17 protein-coding genes are annotated in these 15,864 nt (G+C 70.9%); 3 read left to right on the plus strand and 14 right to left on the minus strand.

Going from position 1 to position 15,864, the window contains the following annotated elements; all coding sequences use genetic code 11:
• From mutM to AC1Q49_RS02085, 6 genes are all read right to left on the minus strand, one after another.
• A partial coding sequence (gene mutM, locus AC1Q49_RS02060; protein WP_492490793.1) for a bifunctional DNA-formamidopyrimidine glycosylase/DNA-(apurinic or apyrimidinic site) lyase occupies nucleotides 1-943 on the minus strand: 943 nt, incomplete at its 3' end.
• Entirely contained in the window at nucleotides 936-1,628 is a 693-nt protein-coding gene (gene rnc / locus AC1Q49_RS02065; protein WP_191008497.1) for a ribonuclease III, read from the minus strand. The genes mutM and rnc, both read right to left, overlap by 8 nt.
• A 16-nt stretch (nucleotides 1,629-1,644) precedes the next feature.
• Nucleotides 1,645-1,854, minus strand: coding sequence for a 50S ribosomal protein L32 (gene rpmF / locus AC1Q49_RS02070; RefSeq protein ID WP_005050211.1), 210 nt, complete (start codon nucleotides 1,852-1,854; stop codon nucleotides 1,645-1,647).
• 2 nt (nucleotides 1,855-1,856) lie between these two features.
• Nucleotides 1,857-2,405 (minus strand): YceD family protein, encoded by a 549-nt coding sequence (locus tag AC1Q49_RS02075; RefSeq protein WP_060958465.1) that lies wholly within the window; start codon nucleotides 2,403-2,405, stop codon nucleotides 1,857-1,859.
• Nucleotides 2,406-2,457: 52 nt separating this feature from the next.
• Nucleotides 2,458-2,955 carry a pantetheine-phosphate adenylyltransferase gene (gene coaD, locus AC1Q49_RS02080; RefSeq protein ID WP_191008496.1) on the minus strand — a complete coding sequence of 166 codons (498 nt, stop codon included), beginning with the start codon at nucleotides 2,953-2,955 and terminating at the stop codon, nucleotides 2,458-2,460.
• Between the two features lie 43 nt (nucleotides 2,956-2,998).
• Nucleotides 2,999-5,176 (minus strand): ATP-dependent DNA helicase RecG, encoded by a 2,178-nt coding sequence (locus AC1Q49_RS02085; RefSeq protein ID WP_492490794.1) that lies wholly within the window; start codon nucleotides 5,174-5,176, stop codon nucleotides 2,999-3,001.
• An 83-nt stretch (nucleotides 5,177-5,259) separates the two neighbouring features.
• On the opposite strand from AC1Q49_RS02085, the gene AC1Q49_RS02090 reads away from it, so the two are divergent.
• Nucleotides 5,260-5,865 carry a 1-acyl-sn-glycerol-3-phosphate acyltransferase gene (locus tag AC1Q49_RS02090; RefSeq protein ID WP_101307222.1) on the plus strand — a complete coding sequence of 202 codons (606 nt, stop codon included), beginning with the start codon at nucleotides 5,260-5,262 and terminating at the stop codon, nucleotides 5,863-5,865.
• Nucleotides 5,866-5,886: 21 nt separating this feature from the next.
• Nucleotides 5,887-6,444, plus strand: a complete 558-nt coding sequence (locus AC1Q49_RS02095; protein ID WP_492490795.1) for an RsmD family RNA methyltransferase — start codon at nucleotides 5,887-5,889, stop codon at nucleotides 6,442-6,444.
• Nucleotides 6,445-6,488: 44 nt separating this feature from the next.
• On the opposite strand, the gene thiL is transcribed toward AC1Q49_RS02095, so the two are convergent.
• Entirely contained in the window at nucleotides 6,489-7,469 is a 981-nt protein-coding gene (thiL, locus tag AC1Q49_RS02100) for a thiamine-phosphate kinase (RefSeq protein WP_492490796.1), read from the minus strand.
• A gap of 22 nt (nucleotides 7,470-7,491) precedes the next feature.
• Here thiL and AC1Q49_RS02105 point away from each other — a divergent pair, with 22 nt between their 5' ends.
• Entirely contained in the window at nucleotides 7,492-7,971 is a 480-nt protein-coding gene (locus AC1Q49_RS02105) for a DUF3515 family protein (RefSeq protein WP_060958460.1), read from the plus strand.
• Nucleotides 7,972-8,005: 34 nt separating this feature from the next.
• On the opposite strand, the gene AC1Q49_RS02110 is transcribed toward AC1Q49_RS02105, so the two are convergent.
• The 7 genes from AC1Q49_RS02110 to AC1Q49_RS02140 form a co-directional block, all read right to left on the minus strand.
• The gene (locus AC1Q49_RS02110; protein ID WP_492490797.1) at nucleotides 8,006-9,088 is read right to left on the minus strand and encodes a D-alanine--D-alanine ligase family protein; all 1,083 of its coding nucleotides are present in this window, start codon (nucleotides 9,086-9,088) and stop codon (nucleotides 8,006-8,008) included.
• A complete protein-coding gene (locus AC1Q49_RS02115; protein ID WP_060958458.1) occupies nucleotides 8,988-10,100 on the minus strand; it encodes an NAD(P)H-dependent glycerol-3-phosphate dehydrogenase in 1,113 nt (370 codons plus the stop codon). The genes AC1Q49_RS02110 and AC1Q49_RS02115 overlap by 101 nt, the downstream gene beginning before the upstream one ends.
• A gap of 13 nt (nucleotides 10,101-10,113) precedes the next feature.
• Entirely contained in the window at nucleotides 10,114-10,899 is a 786-nt protein-coding gene (locus AC1Q49_RS02120; RefSeq protein ID WP_060958457.1) for a lysophospholipid acyltransferase family protein, read from the minus strand.
• A complete protein-coding gene (murA, locus tag AC1Q49_RS02125; RefSeq protein ID WP_060958456.1) occupies nucleotides 10,896-12,254 on the minus strand; it encodes a UDP-N-acetylglucosamine 1-carboxyvinyltransferase in 1,359 nt (452 codons plus the stop codon). Before murA ends, AC1Q49_RS02120 begins: the two co-directional genes overlap by 4 nt.
• Before the next feature lie 76 nt (nucleotides 12,255-12,330).
• A complete protein-coding gene (leuD, locus tag AC1Q49_RS02130; RefSeq protein WP_101306221.1) occupies nucleotides 12,331-12,927 on the minus strand; it encodes a 3-isopropylmalate dehydratase small subunit in 597 nt (198 codons plus the stop codon).
• A gap of 1 nt (nucleotide 12,928) precedes the next feature.
• Complete coding sequence (gene leuC, locus AC1Q49_RS02135) at nucleotides 12,929-14,398, minus strand: 3-isopropylmalate dehydratase large subunit (protein WP_082734050.1); 1,470 nt, start codon at nucleotides 14,396-14,398, stop codon at nucleotides 12,929-12,931.
• Nucleotides 14,399-14,546: 148 nt separating this feature from the next.
• Nucleotides 14,547-15,614, minus strand: a complete 1,068-nt coding sequence (locus AC1Q49_RS02140) for a TerC family protein (protein ID WP_492490798.1) — start codon at nucleotides 15,612-15,614, stop codon at nucleotides 14,547-14,549.
• Nucleotides 15,615-15,864 lie beyond the last annotated feature (250 nt).

The raw sequence follows: 15,864 nt of genomic DNA on the forward strand, positions 1-15,864 counted from the left end.
CCCCCCCCCCCCCCCCCCCCCCCCCCCCCGACCCGGTGGGGCGCTGGCACCGCGGACAGTAGTGGCTGGACCGGTTCATGAATGAGTCCCGCACGATCGGGCGGCCGCACCGCGGACACGGCAGGCCGTCCCGGCCGTAGGCGTTGAGCGAGTGCGCAAAGTAGCCGGCCTGGCCGTTCACATTGACGTACTGCGCGTCGAAGCTCGTGCCGCCTTCCGCGAGCGCCTTCAGCAGCACCGCGCGCACCTCGGCGAACAGGCGGCGCACCGCGCGGACGCTGAGGGCGTCGCCGGGCGTCTCGGGATGGATGCGGGCGGCCCACAACGCCTCGTCCGCATAGATGTTGCCGATGCCGCTGACCACGGTCTGATCCAGGAGGATCCGCTTGACCGCCGAACGCTTCGCGCGCACCCGGGCGATGACCGCGGCCTCGTCGAAGGCGTCGTCGAGCGGATCGCGGCCGATGTGGACCACCTGCGAGGGGACGAGCGCCTCGTCGCTCCCCCACCCTCCGACGCGCCCGTCGGCCGTGGGCACCAGATCGTCGATCGCCAACGAGCCGAAGGTCCGCTGATCGGCGAACACGACGGCCAGGTCGCCGTGATCCGGGTGATGGACGTCCAGGCGCACCCGCTCGTGCCGTTCCACCAGGGCACCGGATGCCCGGAGAAGCATCTGTCCGCTCATCCCGAGGTGGGCGATGACGGCGCCGCGAGGGGCGTCGTCGGCGGATGCCGGAGCCAGCGGCATCCAGAGGAACTTGCCGCGTCGCGCGACGCCGGTGATCAGGCGGCCGGTCAACGCGCGTTCGAAAGAGCCGGCATCGCCGTCGTGACGCGTCAGCGCGCGGGCATCGCGCGCGTCCGCCGCGACGATGCGCGCCCCGACCACCGCCGGTGCGAGACCGGCGCGGACGACCTCGACCTCGGGAAGCTCAGGCACGTTCGCTGAGCGTGCGCCACAGGGTGAGCGCCGCGGCCATCTCGGCCTGCTTCTTGCTCGATCCCACTCCTCGGCCGGCGGTGTCTCCGACGGACACGGTGGCGGTGAAGACGCGGTTGTGGTCGGGGCCCTCGGCCGCGATCTCGTAGACCGGGGGCGTGAGCCCGAGACGCGCGGCCAGTTCCTGGAGGCTCGTCTTCGGGTCCATCGCCGCGCCGTACCGGTCGGGATCGGCCATCAACGGCTGCACGAGCCGCAGCACGAGCGCGGTGGCCGCGTCCGGACCCGCCGAGAGGTAGGTGGCACCGATGACGGCTTCCATCGTGTCGGCGAGGATGGAGTCCTTGTCGCGTCCGCCGGTCTGGTCCTCGCCGCGGCCCAGGCGGAGATGCCCGCCGAGCCCGATACCGCGCGCGACCTCGGCCAGGGCGACCGTCGAGACGACGCTCGCCCGGCGCTTGGCGAGGGCGCCTTCCTCGAGGTCGGGGTGCGCGACGAACAGATGCACCGTCACGGCCTGACCGAGGATCGAGTCGCCGAGGAATTCGAGCCGCTCGTTGTGCGGCACGCCGCCGTTCTCATACGCGAACGAGCGGTGCGTGAGCGCAACCGACAGAAGCTCGGGGTCGATGTCGACCCCGAGCTTGTCGGTGAGCACACGGTGCTCGATCACGGCATCCGCCATCAGATGGCCGCCGCGATCAGATGTCGGCGACCTTGCGGCCCTTGTACTCGAGGAACAGCTCGGTGCCCTGCGAGTCGGTGACGACCTTCGCCTGGTGCGGGCGGCTGTAGACGACCTTGCCGTTCTCGACGGTCTTGACGAGCGTGGGGGCCTCGGCCTTCCACTGCGCGCGACGCGAACGAGTGTTGGAGCGGGAGACCTTCCGCTTCGGGGGGTTACCTGCCATGGCTAGCTCTTCTCTGTGTCGGTGACGACAGGGCGCGGAGCCTCGTCGTCAGGGTCTGGGGTGAGGGCCTTCAGCGCGGCCCAGCGCTCGTCGATCGGGATCTCCGGCGCGGTTCCTGCGGCCAGCTTCTCGCCCGTGACGGGGTCGAGCCCCGGGCAGTCCGGCTGGCACACCGGCTGGAACGGAAGCGAGAGGACGATCGCATCCCTGACCGGAGTTTCAAGATCCACGTGGTCGTCTTGAACCTCGAAGTCGATCGCTTCCGTGCCAGGATACCCGAAGAGCTCCTGAATCTCGACTTCGACAGGCTGGACGATGTCGGTGAGGCACCGCCCGCAGACGCCGGAGTACGCGGTGTCGATCTCCGCCGTGACGAGGATGCCTTCGTGCACCGACTCCAGACGCACCGCCAGATCGATGGGCTCGCCCTGCGCGATGGAGACGAGTCCTTCGCCCCATTTCGCCGGTGCGGGGACCTCGACGTCGAACTCACGCATCTCTCCCGCGCGATGGGCGATGTCCCTGACGGGGAAGACGAACGGACCGCTCACATGCTTTCTGACCACCACGCAATGCTAGTCGTCCGTGCGCCCGAGAGGGCCGTCAGCTCTCCCCCGCGCCCGTGTCGAGGAAGCGCGCGACCGGCCCGGGCACGAACGGCGACACGTCTCCGCCGAGGGCGGCGACCTGACGCACCAGCGAGCTCGATACCAGCGCGTGCGCGGGATCGGGCAGCAGGAAGACGGTCTCGATGTCCGCGAGGTGACGGTTGACGATGGCCATCGGGGTCTCGTAGGCGACGTCCACCTGCGAGCGGATCCCCTTCACGAGCACGCCGGCGTCCACGTCCTGTGCGTAGTCGACGAGGAGTCCGACACTCCAGGACGCGACGATGACGTCACCCTCGACGCCCTCCTCGGCGATGGACTGCTCGAGCAGGCTCAGCCGCTGCGCGATCGGCAGCATCGCCTCTTTGCCCGGATTGTGCACGACCAGCACGTGCAGCTCGTCGTAGAGGGCCGCGGCGCGGCGGATGACGTCGAGATGACCGAGGGTCGGCGGATCGAAGGAGCCCGGGACCACCGCGATGCGGTTGTTCATGCGGATCAGCCTAGCGGCGGGGCCCGGGGAGCCTCCTGAGGACTCAGCTCTTGGACAGCGCGGCGCGTTCCTGCTGCCCGACCCGACGTTCGATCGCGGCGACCAGCCCGGGATGCCGGGAGAGCGTCGGATCCTCGGCCAGGACGTCCTCGGCGGCGGAGCTCGCCGAGGCGATGAGATCGGCGTCGGCGACCACCCTCAGCAGCCGCAGCGACGTGCGCGCGCCGGACTGCGCGTCGCCGAGGACGTCGCCCTCGCCGCGCAGTTCCAGGTCGACCTCGGCGAGCAGGAAGCCGTCGGTCGTGGCGGCCACCGCCTCGACCCGCGAGCGCGCGGGCGTTCCCTCCGGAGCCTCCGTGACCAGCAGGCACAGGCCCGGCACCTCGCCGCGGCCCACGCGTCCGCGCAGCTGGTGCAGCTGGGAGACGCCGAACCGATCGGCCTCCAGGATGATCATCGCCGACGCGTTGGGCACGTCCACGCCGACCTCCACCACGGTCGTCGCGATGAGCACGTCGATCTCACCGCGCGCGAAGGCCTGCATGACGGCATCCTTCTGCTCACCCGGCATCCGTCCGTGGAGGATCTCGACGCGCAGCGCGTCGAACGCGGGGATGCCCGCCAGCAGCGCGGCCACCTGGACGACGCCCCACCGCGTGCGGGGCTGCTCGCCCTCGACCGGCGGCGCGCCGGCGGGAGCCTCGTCCGCGGCATCCCGCGCCTCTTTGCCCGTGGCCTCGGCGTCGATCGCGGCGCACACGACGAACACCTGGTGGCCGGCGGCGACCTCCTCCGCTGCCCGCTCCCACACGCGCCCGAACCAGCCCGGCTTCTCGGCGAGAGGCGCGACGTGGGTCGCGATGCCGGCACGGCCGCTGGGCATCGTGCGGATGGTCGACACGTCGAGGTCGCCGAAGACGGTCATCGCGACGGTACGGGGAATCGGCGTGGCGGTGAGGACGAGCACGTGGGGCGCGGTGCCCTTCGCGCGCAGGGTCTCCCGCTGCTCGACGCCGAAGCGGTGCTGCTCGTCGACGACGACGAGCCCGAGATCGGCGAAGGTCGTCGACGCGCTCAGCAGCGCGTGCGTCCCGACGACGATCCGCGCCTGCCCCGACGCCACGCGTAGGGCCGCCTTGCGCCGCTCCGCGGCGGGCAGCTGACCGGTCAGCAGCGTCGGCATGAGCTCGGGGGCGAGTCGGGGTCCCAGCATCCGTGCGATCGAGCGCACGTGCTGGGCGGCGAGCACCTCGGTGGGCGCGATGAGGGCCGACTGACCGCCGGACTCCGCGACCTGCAGCATCGCCCGCAGCGCCACGAGCGTCTTCCCCGATCCGACCTCGCCCTGCACGAGCCGGTTCATCGGCCAGTCGCCCTCGAGGTCGGCGGCGATGCGGTCGCCGACGGAGAGCTGGTCGGGCGTGCGCGCGAACGGCAGCCGTTCGTCGAACTCGGCGAGCAGCCGCCCGGTGCGCCGTGCCGTCGCCGCCATCTCCCGCACGGCCTCGCGCTGCTGCAGCAGCGCCGTCTGCAGGACGAAGGCCTCGTGCATGCGCAGGGTGCGGCGGGCGTCGTCGATCTGCTCGAAGCTCTCGGGGGCGTGGATGCGGCGCAGCGCCGCATCCGCCTCCAGCAGTCCCTCCCGGCGGCGCAGCGGCTCGGGAAGCGGGTCGGCCACCCCCGCCAGGCTCTGCAGGACGACGCCGACCGCCTTCTGCACCTGCCAGGTGGCCACCGTGCTGGTCGCGGGGTAGATGGGGATGGGCGTGTGCTGCTGGGCCTGGGCGTTCAGACGGGCCGTGTCCACGTCCTCGAAGAGCGTGTAGTCGGGGTGGGCCAGCTGCTGGTGGCCCTGGAACTGTCCGACCTTGCCGGAGAACATCCCCTGGCGACCGACCTGGAGGTCGTTGGCGCGCCACGCCTGGTTGAAGAAGGTGAGCGTCAGCGCTCCCGCCCCGTCGCTGATGACGACCTCCAGGAGCGAGCCGCGGCGCTGACGCATCTGCCGCGACGAGACCGAGCGCACCTCGGCGACGATCGTCACCTGTTCCCCCAGCGGCAGCGAGTCGATCGGCGTGAGCTCTCCGCGACGGGCGTAGCGGCGCGGGTAGTGGGTGAGCAGATCGGCCACCGTGATCATGCCGAACGCACGCTCGAACAGCTTCGCGGTCGGGGCCCCCAGCGCATCGACCAGAGCGGTGTCGAGCGTGAACGCGGGCATGCACCGAGTCTATTCAGGCCCGCCGACGCCGAGCGCGGCCCGCCGCTGGGCGGGAGCACAGCACGCGCCCGTAGAGTCGCGTGGTGCTCCGACGCTTCCTCTCCCGACTCTTCTGGCTGTGCAGCCGGTGGCGCCTGCGATCCACCCCCGCCCCCACGCGGCCGACGGTGCTCATCGGCGCGCCCCACACCTCCAACTGGGACTTCGTCTTCATGCTGGCGATCTCGTGGCGCCTGGGCATGCGCATCCACTGGCTCGGCAAGGACGCGCTGTTCGCCGGCTGGAGAGGGCCGCTCATGCGCGCGCTGGGCGGCATCCCCGTCGATCGCACCGATGCGGGTCGCGTCGTCGAGGAGATCGTCGCCCGCATCCGTGCCGGTGAGGTGTTCGGGCTGGTCGTCACGCCCGACGGGACGCGCGGAGCGAACGCGTATTGGAAGAGCGGCTTCTACCGCATCGCCCGGGAGACGGGCATGCCGCTGACCCTCGGCTACGTCGATCGCACGACGATGACGACCGGGCTCGGTCCGACCGTGGAGCTCACCGGCGACGTCGCGAGCGACATGGACCGCATCCGCGCGTTCTACGCCGACAAGGCGGGATTCCGCCCCGAATGGCGCACCGAACCGCGACTGCGCAGCGAGGACGACGGCGCCGCCGGCGAGCGGGCCGACGCGCCCGCGGCGTGAGGTGCCCGTTAAGGTGAAGCCGTGACGCGCATCATCTCCGGCCGCGCCGGCTCGCTGGCTCTCGCGGTCCCGGATGCCGGGACACGACCCACCAGCGACCGCGTGCGCGAATCGCTGTTCGGCGCGCTCGACGCGGCCGATCTGGTCGCCGGGGCGGCGGTGCTCGACCTGTACGCGGGCTCCGGTGCGCTCGGGCTCGAGGCAGTGAGCCGCGGCGCCGCCTCGGCGGATCTCGTCGAGCGCGCGCCCCGCGCCGCCGCGGTCGCCGAGCGCAACGTGCGCGCCGTCGCGAAGGCCGTGCCGGGGGTCTCGGTACGCGTGCACCGTTCGTCGGTCGACGCGTTCCTGCGGGCGAGCAGGGCCGCGTTCGATCTCGTCTTCCTCGATCCTCCATACGACCTTCCCGAAGACGAGCTGAGCGGCGCGCTCGACGCGCTGGCTCCGCGCCTGTCGGCGGATGCCGTGGTGATCGTGGAGCGGGCGACGCGGTCGGGAGCGCCGATGCTCCCCGCGTCGCTCGTCCCCGAGCGCGACCGCGCCTACGGCGACACCACGCTCTGGTGGGTGCGACCGGCCTGACCACGGTCCGCTCCCGAGGCCGGATCCCGTGGCACTCGCCCGGGCTATCCCCGTCCGGCGTCCCAGTCGCGGTGGGGATCCCATCCGCCTCTGCCGCCGGGGAGGGCGCCGCCGACCGTGACGACGCCGTCGCCGGCCGTGACGCGGCCGATGCGCCGGAAGCCGTCGGGCAGGTCGGCTCCCGCCCCGAAGCACGCCAGCAGGGCGTGATCCTCACCGCCGCGCAGCGCCATGTCGTCGAGGGTGTCGTCGAGGTCGATGCTCACGCCCGAGGCGTCCGCCATCCGTGACGCGTCCAGCAGCAGACCATCCGACACGTCCATCATGGCGGTGGCGCCGGCACGGGCCGCCACCGGTCCGAGAGCGATCGGCGGCCGCGGACGCCGTTGCGCCTCGACGTCGGCGCGTGCGGCCGGAGTGAGGGCCGCGGCATCCACCGCGATGGGCCGCCCACGGTCGTCGCGGAAGCGATCGAAGAGCAGCGCGAGTCCTCGGCCCGCCGCCCCCAGATCACCCGCGACCGCGACCACATCGCCGACGCGCGCACCGGAGCGTCGCACGGGCGCCGCACCGTCCAGCACGCCCAGCACGGTGACCGCGATGCTCAGGGTGTCGGATGCCGCCAGGTCGCCGCCCTCGACGGCGCACCCCGGGGCGAGGGCGTCGCACGCGGCGCGCATTCCGCGCGCGATGTCGATGACCAGGTCGGCCGACGTGTCGTCGGGGAGCATGAGCGCGACGAACAGCGCGGTCGGACGGGCGCCCATCGCGGCGATGTCGGAGAGGTTCACGGCGGCCGCCTTCCACCCCAGGTCGAAGCCCGACGACCACGCGAGACGGAAGTCGGGACCGTGGACCAGCGTGTCGGTCGAGACCACGACCCGCCCGTCGTCGACGCGGAGCACCGCGGCGTCGTCTCCGGGGCCGACGACGGCCCGGGACGACCCCTCGAATACGCCCAGGATGCGTCGCAGGAGCTCGCGTTCGCCGAGGTCGCGCACGGTCTCGGTGGGAGGCGGGGTCATTCCTCCACGGTAGCCTGGAGGGGTGCCTGCTTCGCGTCCGCTCGTCATCTCGGCGACCGCGGTGCTCGCCGTCGCGGTCGCCCTCGGCGTCACCGGGTGCAGCGCCACCGTGTCGATGACCCCGGCCAAGAGCGCCAACGACCCCGCCTGCGCCGCGGTCACGGCGCGCCTTCCCGCGACCGTCGACGGCCAGGAGCGCCGGTGGACCGACGCCCAGGCGACCGGAGCATGGGGCTCCCCCGCGAGCGTCCTGCTCACGTGCGGACTCGCGGCGCCGGGCCCGAGCACCCTGGTCTGCCAGACCGTGGACGGCATCGACTGGCTCGTCGACGACGCGGAGGCGCCGCACTACCGCTTCACCACGTTCGGCCGCACGCCGGCCGCCGAGGTCTATCTCGACTACGACCTCGTGAGCGGCCGCGATGTCCTGAGCGCGCTGTCGTCGGCGGTGCAGCAGCTGCCCACGGACGGCCGATCCTGCACCGACCGTCCGACGTCCTGAGCGTCGATTCCCGGCGGCGGGACTCGCGCCCCGCTCAGTGCACGCGGGCGAGGTCGATCAGCTCGCTGATCAGCTCCGGGTAGCTCATCCCCGACGCGATCCAGCACTTCGGGAACATCGAGATGGGCGTGAAGCCGGGCATCGTGTTCACCTCGTTGACCAAGAACTCCGTCCCGGTGAAGAAGAAGTCCACGCGCGCGAGTCCTTCGCCGCCGACCGCCTCGAACGCGCGCACCGCGATGCGCTGCATCTCGGCGAGCTCGCCCTCTCGAAGGTCGGCGGGGCACACGAGGTCGATGCCGGGGGCATCCAGGTATTTCGCGTCGAAGTCGTAGAACTCACGGCCGCTGATGACGATCTCACCGGCCACGCTGACCCGCGCCGGCTCGCCGTCGCGGCCGGCCAGCACACCGCACTCCACCTCGCGACCCACGACGGCCTGCTCGACCAGGACGGTGTCGTCCTCGGCGAAGGCCGTCGCCAGCGCGGCGTCCAGCTCCGACCAGTCGGAGACCCTCGAGACCCCGACGCTCGAGCCCGCGCGGGCGGGCTTCACGAAGGCGGGCAGGCCGAGCGAGCGGATGCGGCGGTGCCAGAGATCGTGGTCGCGCGCCAGGTCGCGCTCCGTCACCGTGACCCACGGCACGACCGGCACGCCCGCGGCCTTCAGGACGCTCTTGGTCGTGTGCTTGTCCATGCCGATCGCGGACATGAGCAGGCCCGCGCCGACGTACGGCAGATCGAGCAGCTCGAGGAAGCCCTGGATGGTGCCGTCCTCGCCGAAGCGGCCGTGCAGGATCGGGAAGACCACGTCGATCGGACCCAGCGAACGGATGCCGTCGGCATCCTGGACCTTGAGCTCGCGCGAGCGGACGGAATCCGGCCAGAGGATGCGCGTGCCGTTGTCGACCACCTCGGGCAGGTGCCCGGGGTCGAGGGCGAACTTGTCGGGGTCGTCGTCTTCGAGGACGAAAGCACCCTCGCGGGTGATGCCGATGGGGATGACCGCGAAGCGGTCACGGTCGATCGCCCGCAGCACTCCCCCCGCCGTGGCGGAACTGATCGAATGCTCGCTGGAACGCCCTCCGAAGAGCACCGCCACTACCGCTTTGTCCATTCTGGGTCCTCTCGCCCGTCGGCTTGTCGTCGTCGGTGGTCAGGTGGGGCGCGATGTCGCGCGGGTTCATCGTGCCGTCCAGGACCATCTTGACCTGCTCCACGATCGGCATGTGCACACCCGACTCCCGCGCGAGCTGCAGCACCGGGGCGACCGACGCGAGTCCCTCGGCGGTCTGGTTCATCTGCTTCACGACGTCCTGGAAGCTGTAGCCCTGGCCCAGCAGCCGGCCCGCGGTGTTGTTGCGGCTCAGCGGCGACTGGCAGGTCGCGATGAGGTCGCCCAGGCCGGCGAGCCCCTGCAGGGTCTCCTGCTGGGCGCCCTGCGCGACCGCGAAGTCGGTCATCTCGACGAGACCCCGCGTGATGATCGAGGCCTTCGTGTTCTCGCCGTAGCCGACGCCGTCGACGATGCCGATCGCGACGGCGATGAGGTTCTTCAGCACGCCGCCGAACTCCGTGCCGATGACATCGGTGTTGACGAAGGTGCGGAAATAGTCGTTGCGGGCGCGTCGGGCCACCGCCTCGGCCGTCTCCCGGCTCGTCGAGGAGATGACGGCCGCGGTCGGCTGCTCGCGCGCGATCTCCAGGGCCAGGTTCGGCCCGGATGCCACGGCGATGCGCGTCGGGTCGCAGTGCAGCTCCTGCTCGATGACCTGGCTCATCCGCAGACCGCTGCGCTTCTCGACGCCCTTCATCAGCGACACGATCGGCGCGTCGGAGTCGGCGACGAGGGGGCGCACCGCTTTGAGGTTCTGGCGGAGGGCCTGGCTGGAGATCGCGAGGTACACCTGCGACGCCCCTTCGAGCGCCTCGGACAGGTGCGTCGTGGCGGACATGGCGCGCGGCAGGTTGATCCCGGGCAGGTACTCGCTGTTGCGGTGGCCTTCCTGGATCTCCTGGGCCAGCTCGGCACGACGAGCCCACATGACGACGTGCGCTCCCCCGTCGGCGAGCACCTTGCCGAACGTCGTGCCCCAGCTGCCCGAGCCGATCACGGCGACCCGGGGCATCGCCGACTCGCCCCTACGACTCAAGGCGACCCGTCTCGTTCTGGCCGTGGGCGGCCGGGTTCCAGCGCTCGGCGGGGGGCTCCTCGCCGCGCAGGGTGCCGAGGAGCGCGGCGACGTCGGCCATCACGGCATCCGTGGCCGCGACGAGATTCGCCGCACCCATCGCGCCGGCGCCGGTGTAGGCCGAGAGATCGGTGGCGGGACCCAGCGCCAGCCGCACGCGTCGCCGCGGTGGCCAGAGGCGGAGCTTGCCGTAGCGCGGGAGGATCTGCTGCACACCCCAGGTCGCGGCCGGGATCACGGGGATGGGCTCCGCGGCGGCCAGAGCCAGGCGCACGGCCCCGGTCTTGCCGCGCATCGGCCACATGTCCGGATCGCGGGTGAGCGAGCCTTCCGGGTAGACGATGACGCCGCGGCCGTGGGTCACGAGGTCTTCGGACTGCTGCAGCGTCTGCTTCGCCGCCGCGGACGACGACGACCGGGCGACGGGGACCATGCCGGTCGCCCGCAGGGCGGCGCCCAGGACGGGGACGCGGAACAGGCTCTCCTTCGCCATGAACCGCGGAGCGCGGCCCATGCGCCACGTGCCCACCGCCAGGATCAGCGGGTCGAACTCGCTGTAGTGGTTGGGGGCCAGCACGTACGGACCCTCGGCGGGCAGGTGCTCGGCGCCGGTGATCTCGATCTTCGCGAACCACCCGACGGCCGGCACGATGAGTGCGGCGAGCGGCCAGAAGGCGCTGGGCCGCGTCTTCTCGGCGGAGGCGCGTCGCCGCGCGGGACGGGCCACGCCGGTCATCCGACGACGTCGAAGTCGGCGCCCAGCGCCGTCAGCTTCTCGAGGAACTTCTCGTAGCCGCGGCGGATGATGTCCACCCCCGCGACGCGCGAAGTCCCCTCCGCGGCCAGGGCGGCGATGACGTAGCTGTAGCCGCCGCGCAGGTCGGGAACGACGACGTCGGCGCCGTGCAGCGGCGTCGGACCGGTGATGACGGCGGCCTGCTCCAGCGCGCGGCGCGGGACGCGACGGTCGGCGCTGGCGATGCCCTCGGGGTGCACGACGATGTCGGCGCCCATCTTGTTGAGGGCCTGGGTGAAGCCGAGACGGTTCTCGTAGACCGTCTCGTGAACGGTCGAGACGCCCTCGGCCTGCGTGAGCGCGACGATGAGGGGCTGCTGCCAGTCGGTCATGAAACCGGGGTGGACATCGGTCTCGACGACGACGGGCTTGAGCGCACCGCCGCGGCGGAAACGGATGCCGTCCTCGTGGATGTCGAAGTCGCCGCCCACCTTGCGGAAGACGTTGAGGAAGGTCAGCATCTCCTGCTGCTTCGCTCCGCCGACGAAGATGTCGCCGTCCGTGGCCAGCGCCGCGCAGGCCCAGGATGCGGCCTCGTTGCGGTCGAAGATGCTCCGGTGGTCGTAGCCGCGCAGCGACTCGACACCCTCGATGAAGATGACGCGGTTGGGCTCGTAGGAGATGATCGCGCCCATCTTCTGCAGGACGGCGATGAGATCCATGATCTCCGGCTCGATGGCCGCGTTGCGAAGCTCGGTGGTGCCCTTCGCGCGCACGGCCGTCAGCAGCACCTGCTCGGTCGCTCCCACGCTCGGGTACGGCAGGGCGATGTTCGCCCCGGAGAGCCCGTTCGGAGCGGAGAGGCGGATGCCGCTGGGCAGCTTGTCCACCGTCGCACCGAAGGCGCGCAGCGCGTCGAGGTGGAAGTCGATCGGACGGTCGCCGATGCGGCATCCGCCGAGGTCCGGGATGAAGGCCTGGCCGAGCAGGTGCAGCAGCGGTCCGCAGAAGAGGATCGGAATGCGCGACGCGCCCGCGTGGGCGTCGATCTCCTCCATGTGCGCCGAGACCGCTCCGCGCGGGTCGAGACGCAGGACGCCGTCGCCGTCGTCGGTCACGGTCACGCCGTGCACCTCCAGGAGCGATCGCACGACCTGGACATCGCTGATGTCGGGTACGTCGCGCAGCACGCTCTCGGTCTCGCCGAGCAGCGCCGCGACCATCGCCTTGGTGGCGAGGTTCTTGGCGCCCTTCACCTCGACGCGTCCGGTCAGCGGCCGCCCGCCCCGGATCTCGAGGACCGAGCCCTCGCCTCCGGCGGGTGTCGACGCCGAAGCGCTCAGGAGGGTGTTCATGGATCGAACCTCACATCGTGTGTCGAGGACGGGAAAGGAGAGGGGCGGGCATGCCCCGATCGGGGGCGGGTCCGTCCTAGCGGACCGGCAGCGTCCGGGGGCGCCACGCCTCGCGGCGCGCCTCGAACTGCGCGATCCTGTCCTCGTTGCGCAGGGTCAGCCCGATGTCGTCGAGGCCTTCGAGGAGTCTCCACCTAGTGTAATCGTCGATCTCGAACGAGACCCGGAGCTCGCCGATCGTCGCGGTGCGCTCGACGAGGTCGACGGTGATCTCGGCGCCCGGATGCGCGTCGATCTCGGCCCAGATCGCCTCGAGGTCGGCCTCGGAGATCACGCCCGTGACCAGGCCCTGCTTGCCGGCGTTGCCCCGGAAGATGTCGGCGAACTTCGGACTCAGCACCACCTGGAAGCCGTAGTCGCGCAGCGCCCACACGGCGTGTTCGCGGCTCGACCCGGTTCCGAAGTCGGGACCCGCGACGAGCACCGAGGCGTGCGAGAACGTCGGCTGGTTCAGGACGAACTCGGGGTCCTGTCGCCAGTTGGCGAACAGTGCGTCCTCGAAACCGGTCTTGGTCACCCGCTTGAGGTAGACCGCGGGGATGATCTGGTCGGTGTCGACCGCCGAACGCTTCAGCGCGGCGGCGACGCCGGTGTGGGTCGTGAACTTCTCCACGTCAGGCTCCAATCCCGGTCGTCGCGCGCTCCGCAGGTGAGTCGATACGGGGCAGATCGGACGGACTCGCGAGGCGGCCCAGCACCGCGGTGGCGGCGGCCACGAGCGGCGACACGAGGTGCGTGCGCCCGCCCTTGCCCTGACGGCCCTCGAAGTTGCGGTTGCTGGTGGAGGCGCAGCGCTCGCCCGGGGCGAGCTGGTCGGGGTTCATGCCCAGACACATCGAGCACCCCGCGAACCGCCACTCGGCGCCGAACGCGGTGAAGACCTTGTCGAGGCCCTCCGCCTCGGCTTCCAGGCGCACGCGCGCCGAGCCGGGGACGACCATCACCCGCACGTGCTCCGCCTTCTGACGCCCCTCGATGACCGACGCGAAGGCGCGCAGGTCCTCGATGCGGCTGTTCGTGCAGGAGCCCATGAACACGGCATCCACCGCGACGTCCTTCAACGGCGTGCCGGCGGCGAGATCCATGTACTCCAGCGCACGCTCCGCGGCCGCGCGCTCGTTCGCGTCGGCGAAGGATGCCGGGTCGGGAACGACGTCCGACAGCGAGACGCCCTGCCCGGGATTGGTGCCCCAGGTGACGAAGGGCTCGAGCTCGTTCGCGTCGAGGAAGACCTCGGCGTCGTAGACGGCGCCCTCGTCGCTCGGCAGCGTGCGCCAATAGGCGACGGCGTCGTCCCAGTCCTGGCCCTGGGGGGCGTGCGGCTTGTCCTTCACGTAGGCGAACGTCGTCTCATCGGGGGCGATCATGCCGGCGCGGGCGCCCGCCTCGATGGACATGTTGCACATCGTCATGCGGCCCTCCATCGACAGCGACCGGATGGCGCTGCCGCGGAACTCGAGCACGTAGCCCTGGCCGCCGTTCGCCCCGATCTTGGCGATGATCGCGAGGATGATGTCCTTCGCGGTGACCCCGGGCTTCAGCTCGCCCTCGACGGTGATGGCCATCGTCTTGAACGGCTTCAGCGGCAGGGTCTGCGTGGCCAGGACGTGCTCGACCTCGCTCGTGCCGATACCGAAGGCCATGGCACCGAACGCGCCGTGCGTCGAGGTGTGGCTGTCGCCGCAGACGACGGTGATGCCGGGCATGGTCAGGCCCAGCTGGGGCCCGACGACGTGGACGATGCCCTGTTCCTTGTCGCCGAGCGAGTGCAGGCGTACGCCGAACTCCTCCGCGTTGCGACGCAGGGTCTCGATCTGCGTCCGGCTCGTCAGGTCGGCGATCGGCTTGTCGATCTCGAGCGTCGGGGTGTTGTGGTCCTCGGTCGCGATCGTGAGGTCGAGTCGCCGCACCGGGCGGCCCTCCGCACGCAGGCCGTCGAAGGCCTGCGGGCTCGTGACCTCGTGCACCAGGTGCAGGTCGATGTAGATCAGGTCGGGCTGGCCGTCTTCGCCCTTGACCACGAGGTGGTCGTCCCACACCTTCTCGGCGAGGGTCCGCGGGCGGTCGGGAATCGTCATGCTCATGCTGTCTCGTTCTCCAGATAAGAGGATCAAGCCCGCGACGGACTCCGCGACGAGTGAGGGCTCAGAACGAGGTCTCGTCGCGGCCGCTAAGGAGAAGACGAGCGATCCGCACGGCCTCAGAATACCACCGCGTGGATCGGCGTCGCCCTCAGCGCCCCTCGACGGTCGGCGGCGTGCCCTTCTCGTCGGCGACCGCTTCGGCCGCCGCTGCCGGCGTCCGGGGCGCCGCCGCGGGCTCTGCGCCGCGCTCCCGCGCGGAGGCCACGAGGCTCGCCCCGGTCGCCACGACCATCGAGACGACGATGACTCCGAGCGACATCCAGGTCGAGATGTCGGGCGCCCACGCGATGTGCTCGCCGCCGTTGATGAACGGGAGCTCGTTCTCGTGCATCGCGTGCGCGATCAGCTTCACCCCGATGAAGGCGAGGATGAAGGCGATGCCGTAGTGCAGGTACTTGAGCCGGTCGAGCAGGTCGCCCAACAGGAAGTAGAGCTGGCGCAGCCCCATCAGCGCGAAGATGTTCGCCGTGAACACGATGAACGCGTTCTGGGTGATGCCGAAGATCGCGGGGATCGAGTCGAGCGCGAACAGCAGGTCGGTCATGCCGATGGCCACGAACACGATGATCATGGGCGTGAACATCCGCTTGCCGTCGACGACCGTGCGCACCTTCGGACCGTCGTAGTCGTCGCTGATGTCGATCGTGCGCCGCAGCAGCCGCACGATGAACGACTCCTTCTTGACCTCGTCCTCGTGGTCGCCGCCCGGGAAGGCCTGCTTCCAGGCGGTGTAGATGAGGAAGGCCCCGAAGATGTAGAAGATCCAGCTGAACTGCTCGATGATCGCCGCTCCGGCGAGGATGAACAGGCCCCGGAGCACGAGCGCGATGATGATGCCCACCATCAGCACCTTCTGCTGGTACCGGCGCGGCACCGAGAACTGGCTCATGATCAGCACGAAGACGAAGAGGTTGTCGATGGAGAGGCTGTACTCCGTGAGCCACCCGGCGACGAACTGCCCGGCATACTCGCCGCCGGCGAAGAACCACATGAATCCCGCGAACACGAGCGCGAGGGCGACGTAGAAGACGACCCACAGGCTCGACTCCTTGGGCGACGGGATGTGCGGTCGCTTCGCGATGAGCACGAGGTCGGCGACGAGGATGAGCACCAGCACGACGAGCGAGCCGATCTCGAACCAGACGGGGAGGTCCATGCAGGCCTTTCGAGGGATGACGAAACGTCGAAAGTCTCTCCCCCGCGACCACCCGTCGGGCGGCGGCGGCGCGCGCCCGGGGTCCCGACGACGGGCCCGTGATGACGGACGCGCGAGGACGGGATACTCCCTCTCGCTCAGGACACGATACCGGCTCGCACCCCGGCGGCGCTCCCCGCCGGTCGGCCCGCAGGCCGGCGGCGATCGGATCTGAGACGATTCCTCCACCGCCGACACTTCCTGAGTGAGA

It is taken from the genome of Microbacterium sp. MPR-TSA4, assembly GCF_058792815.1.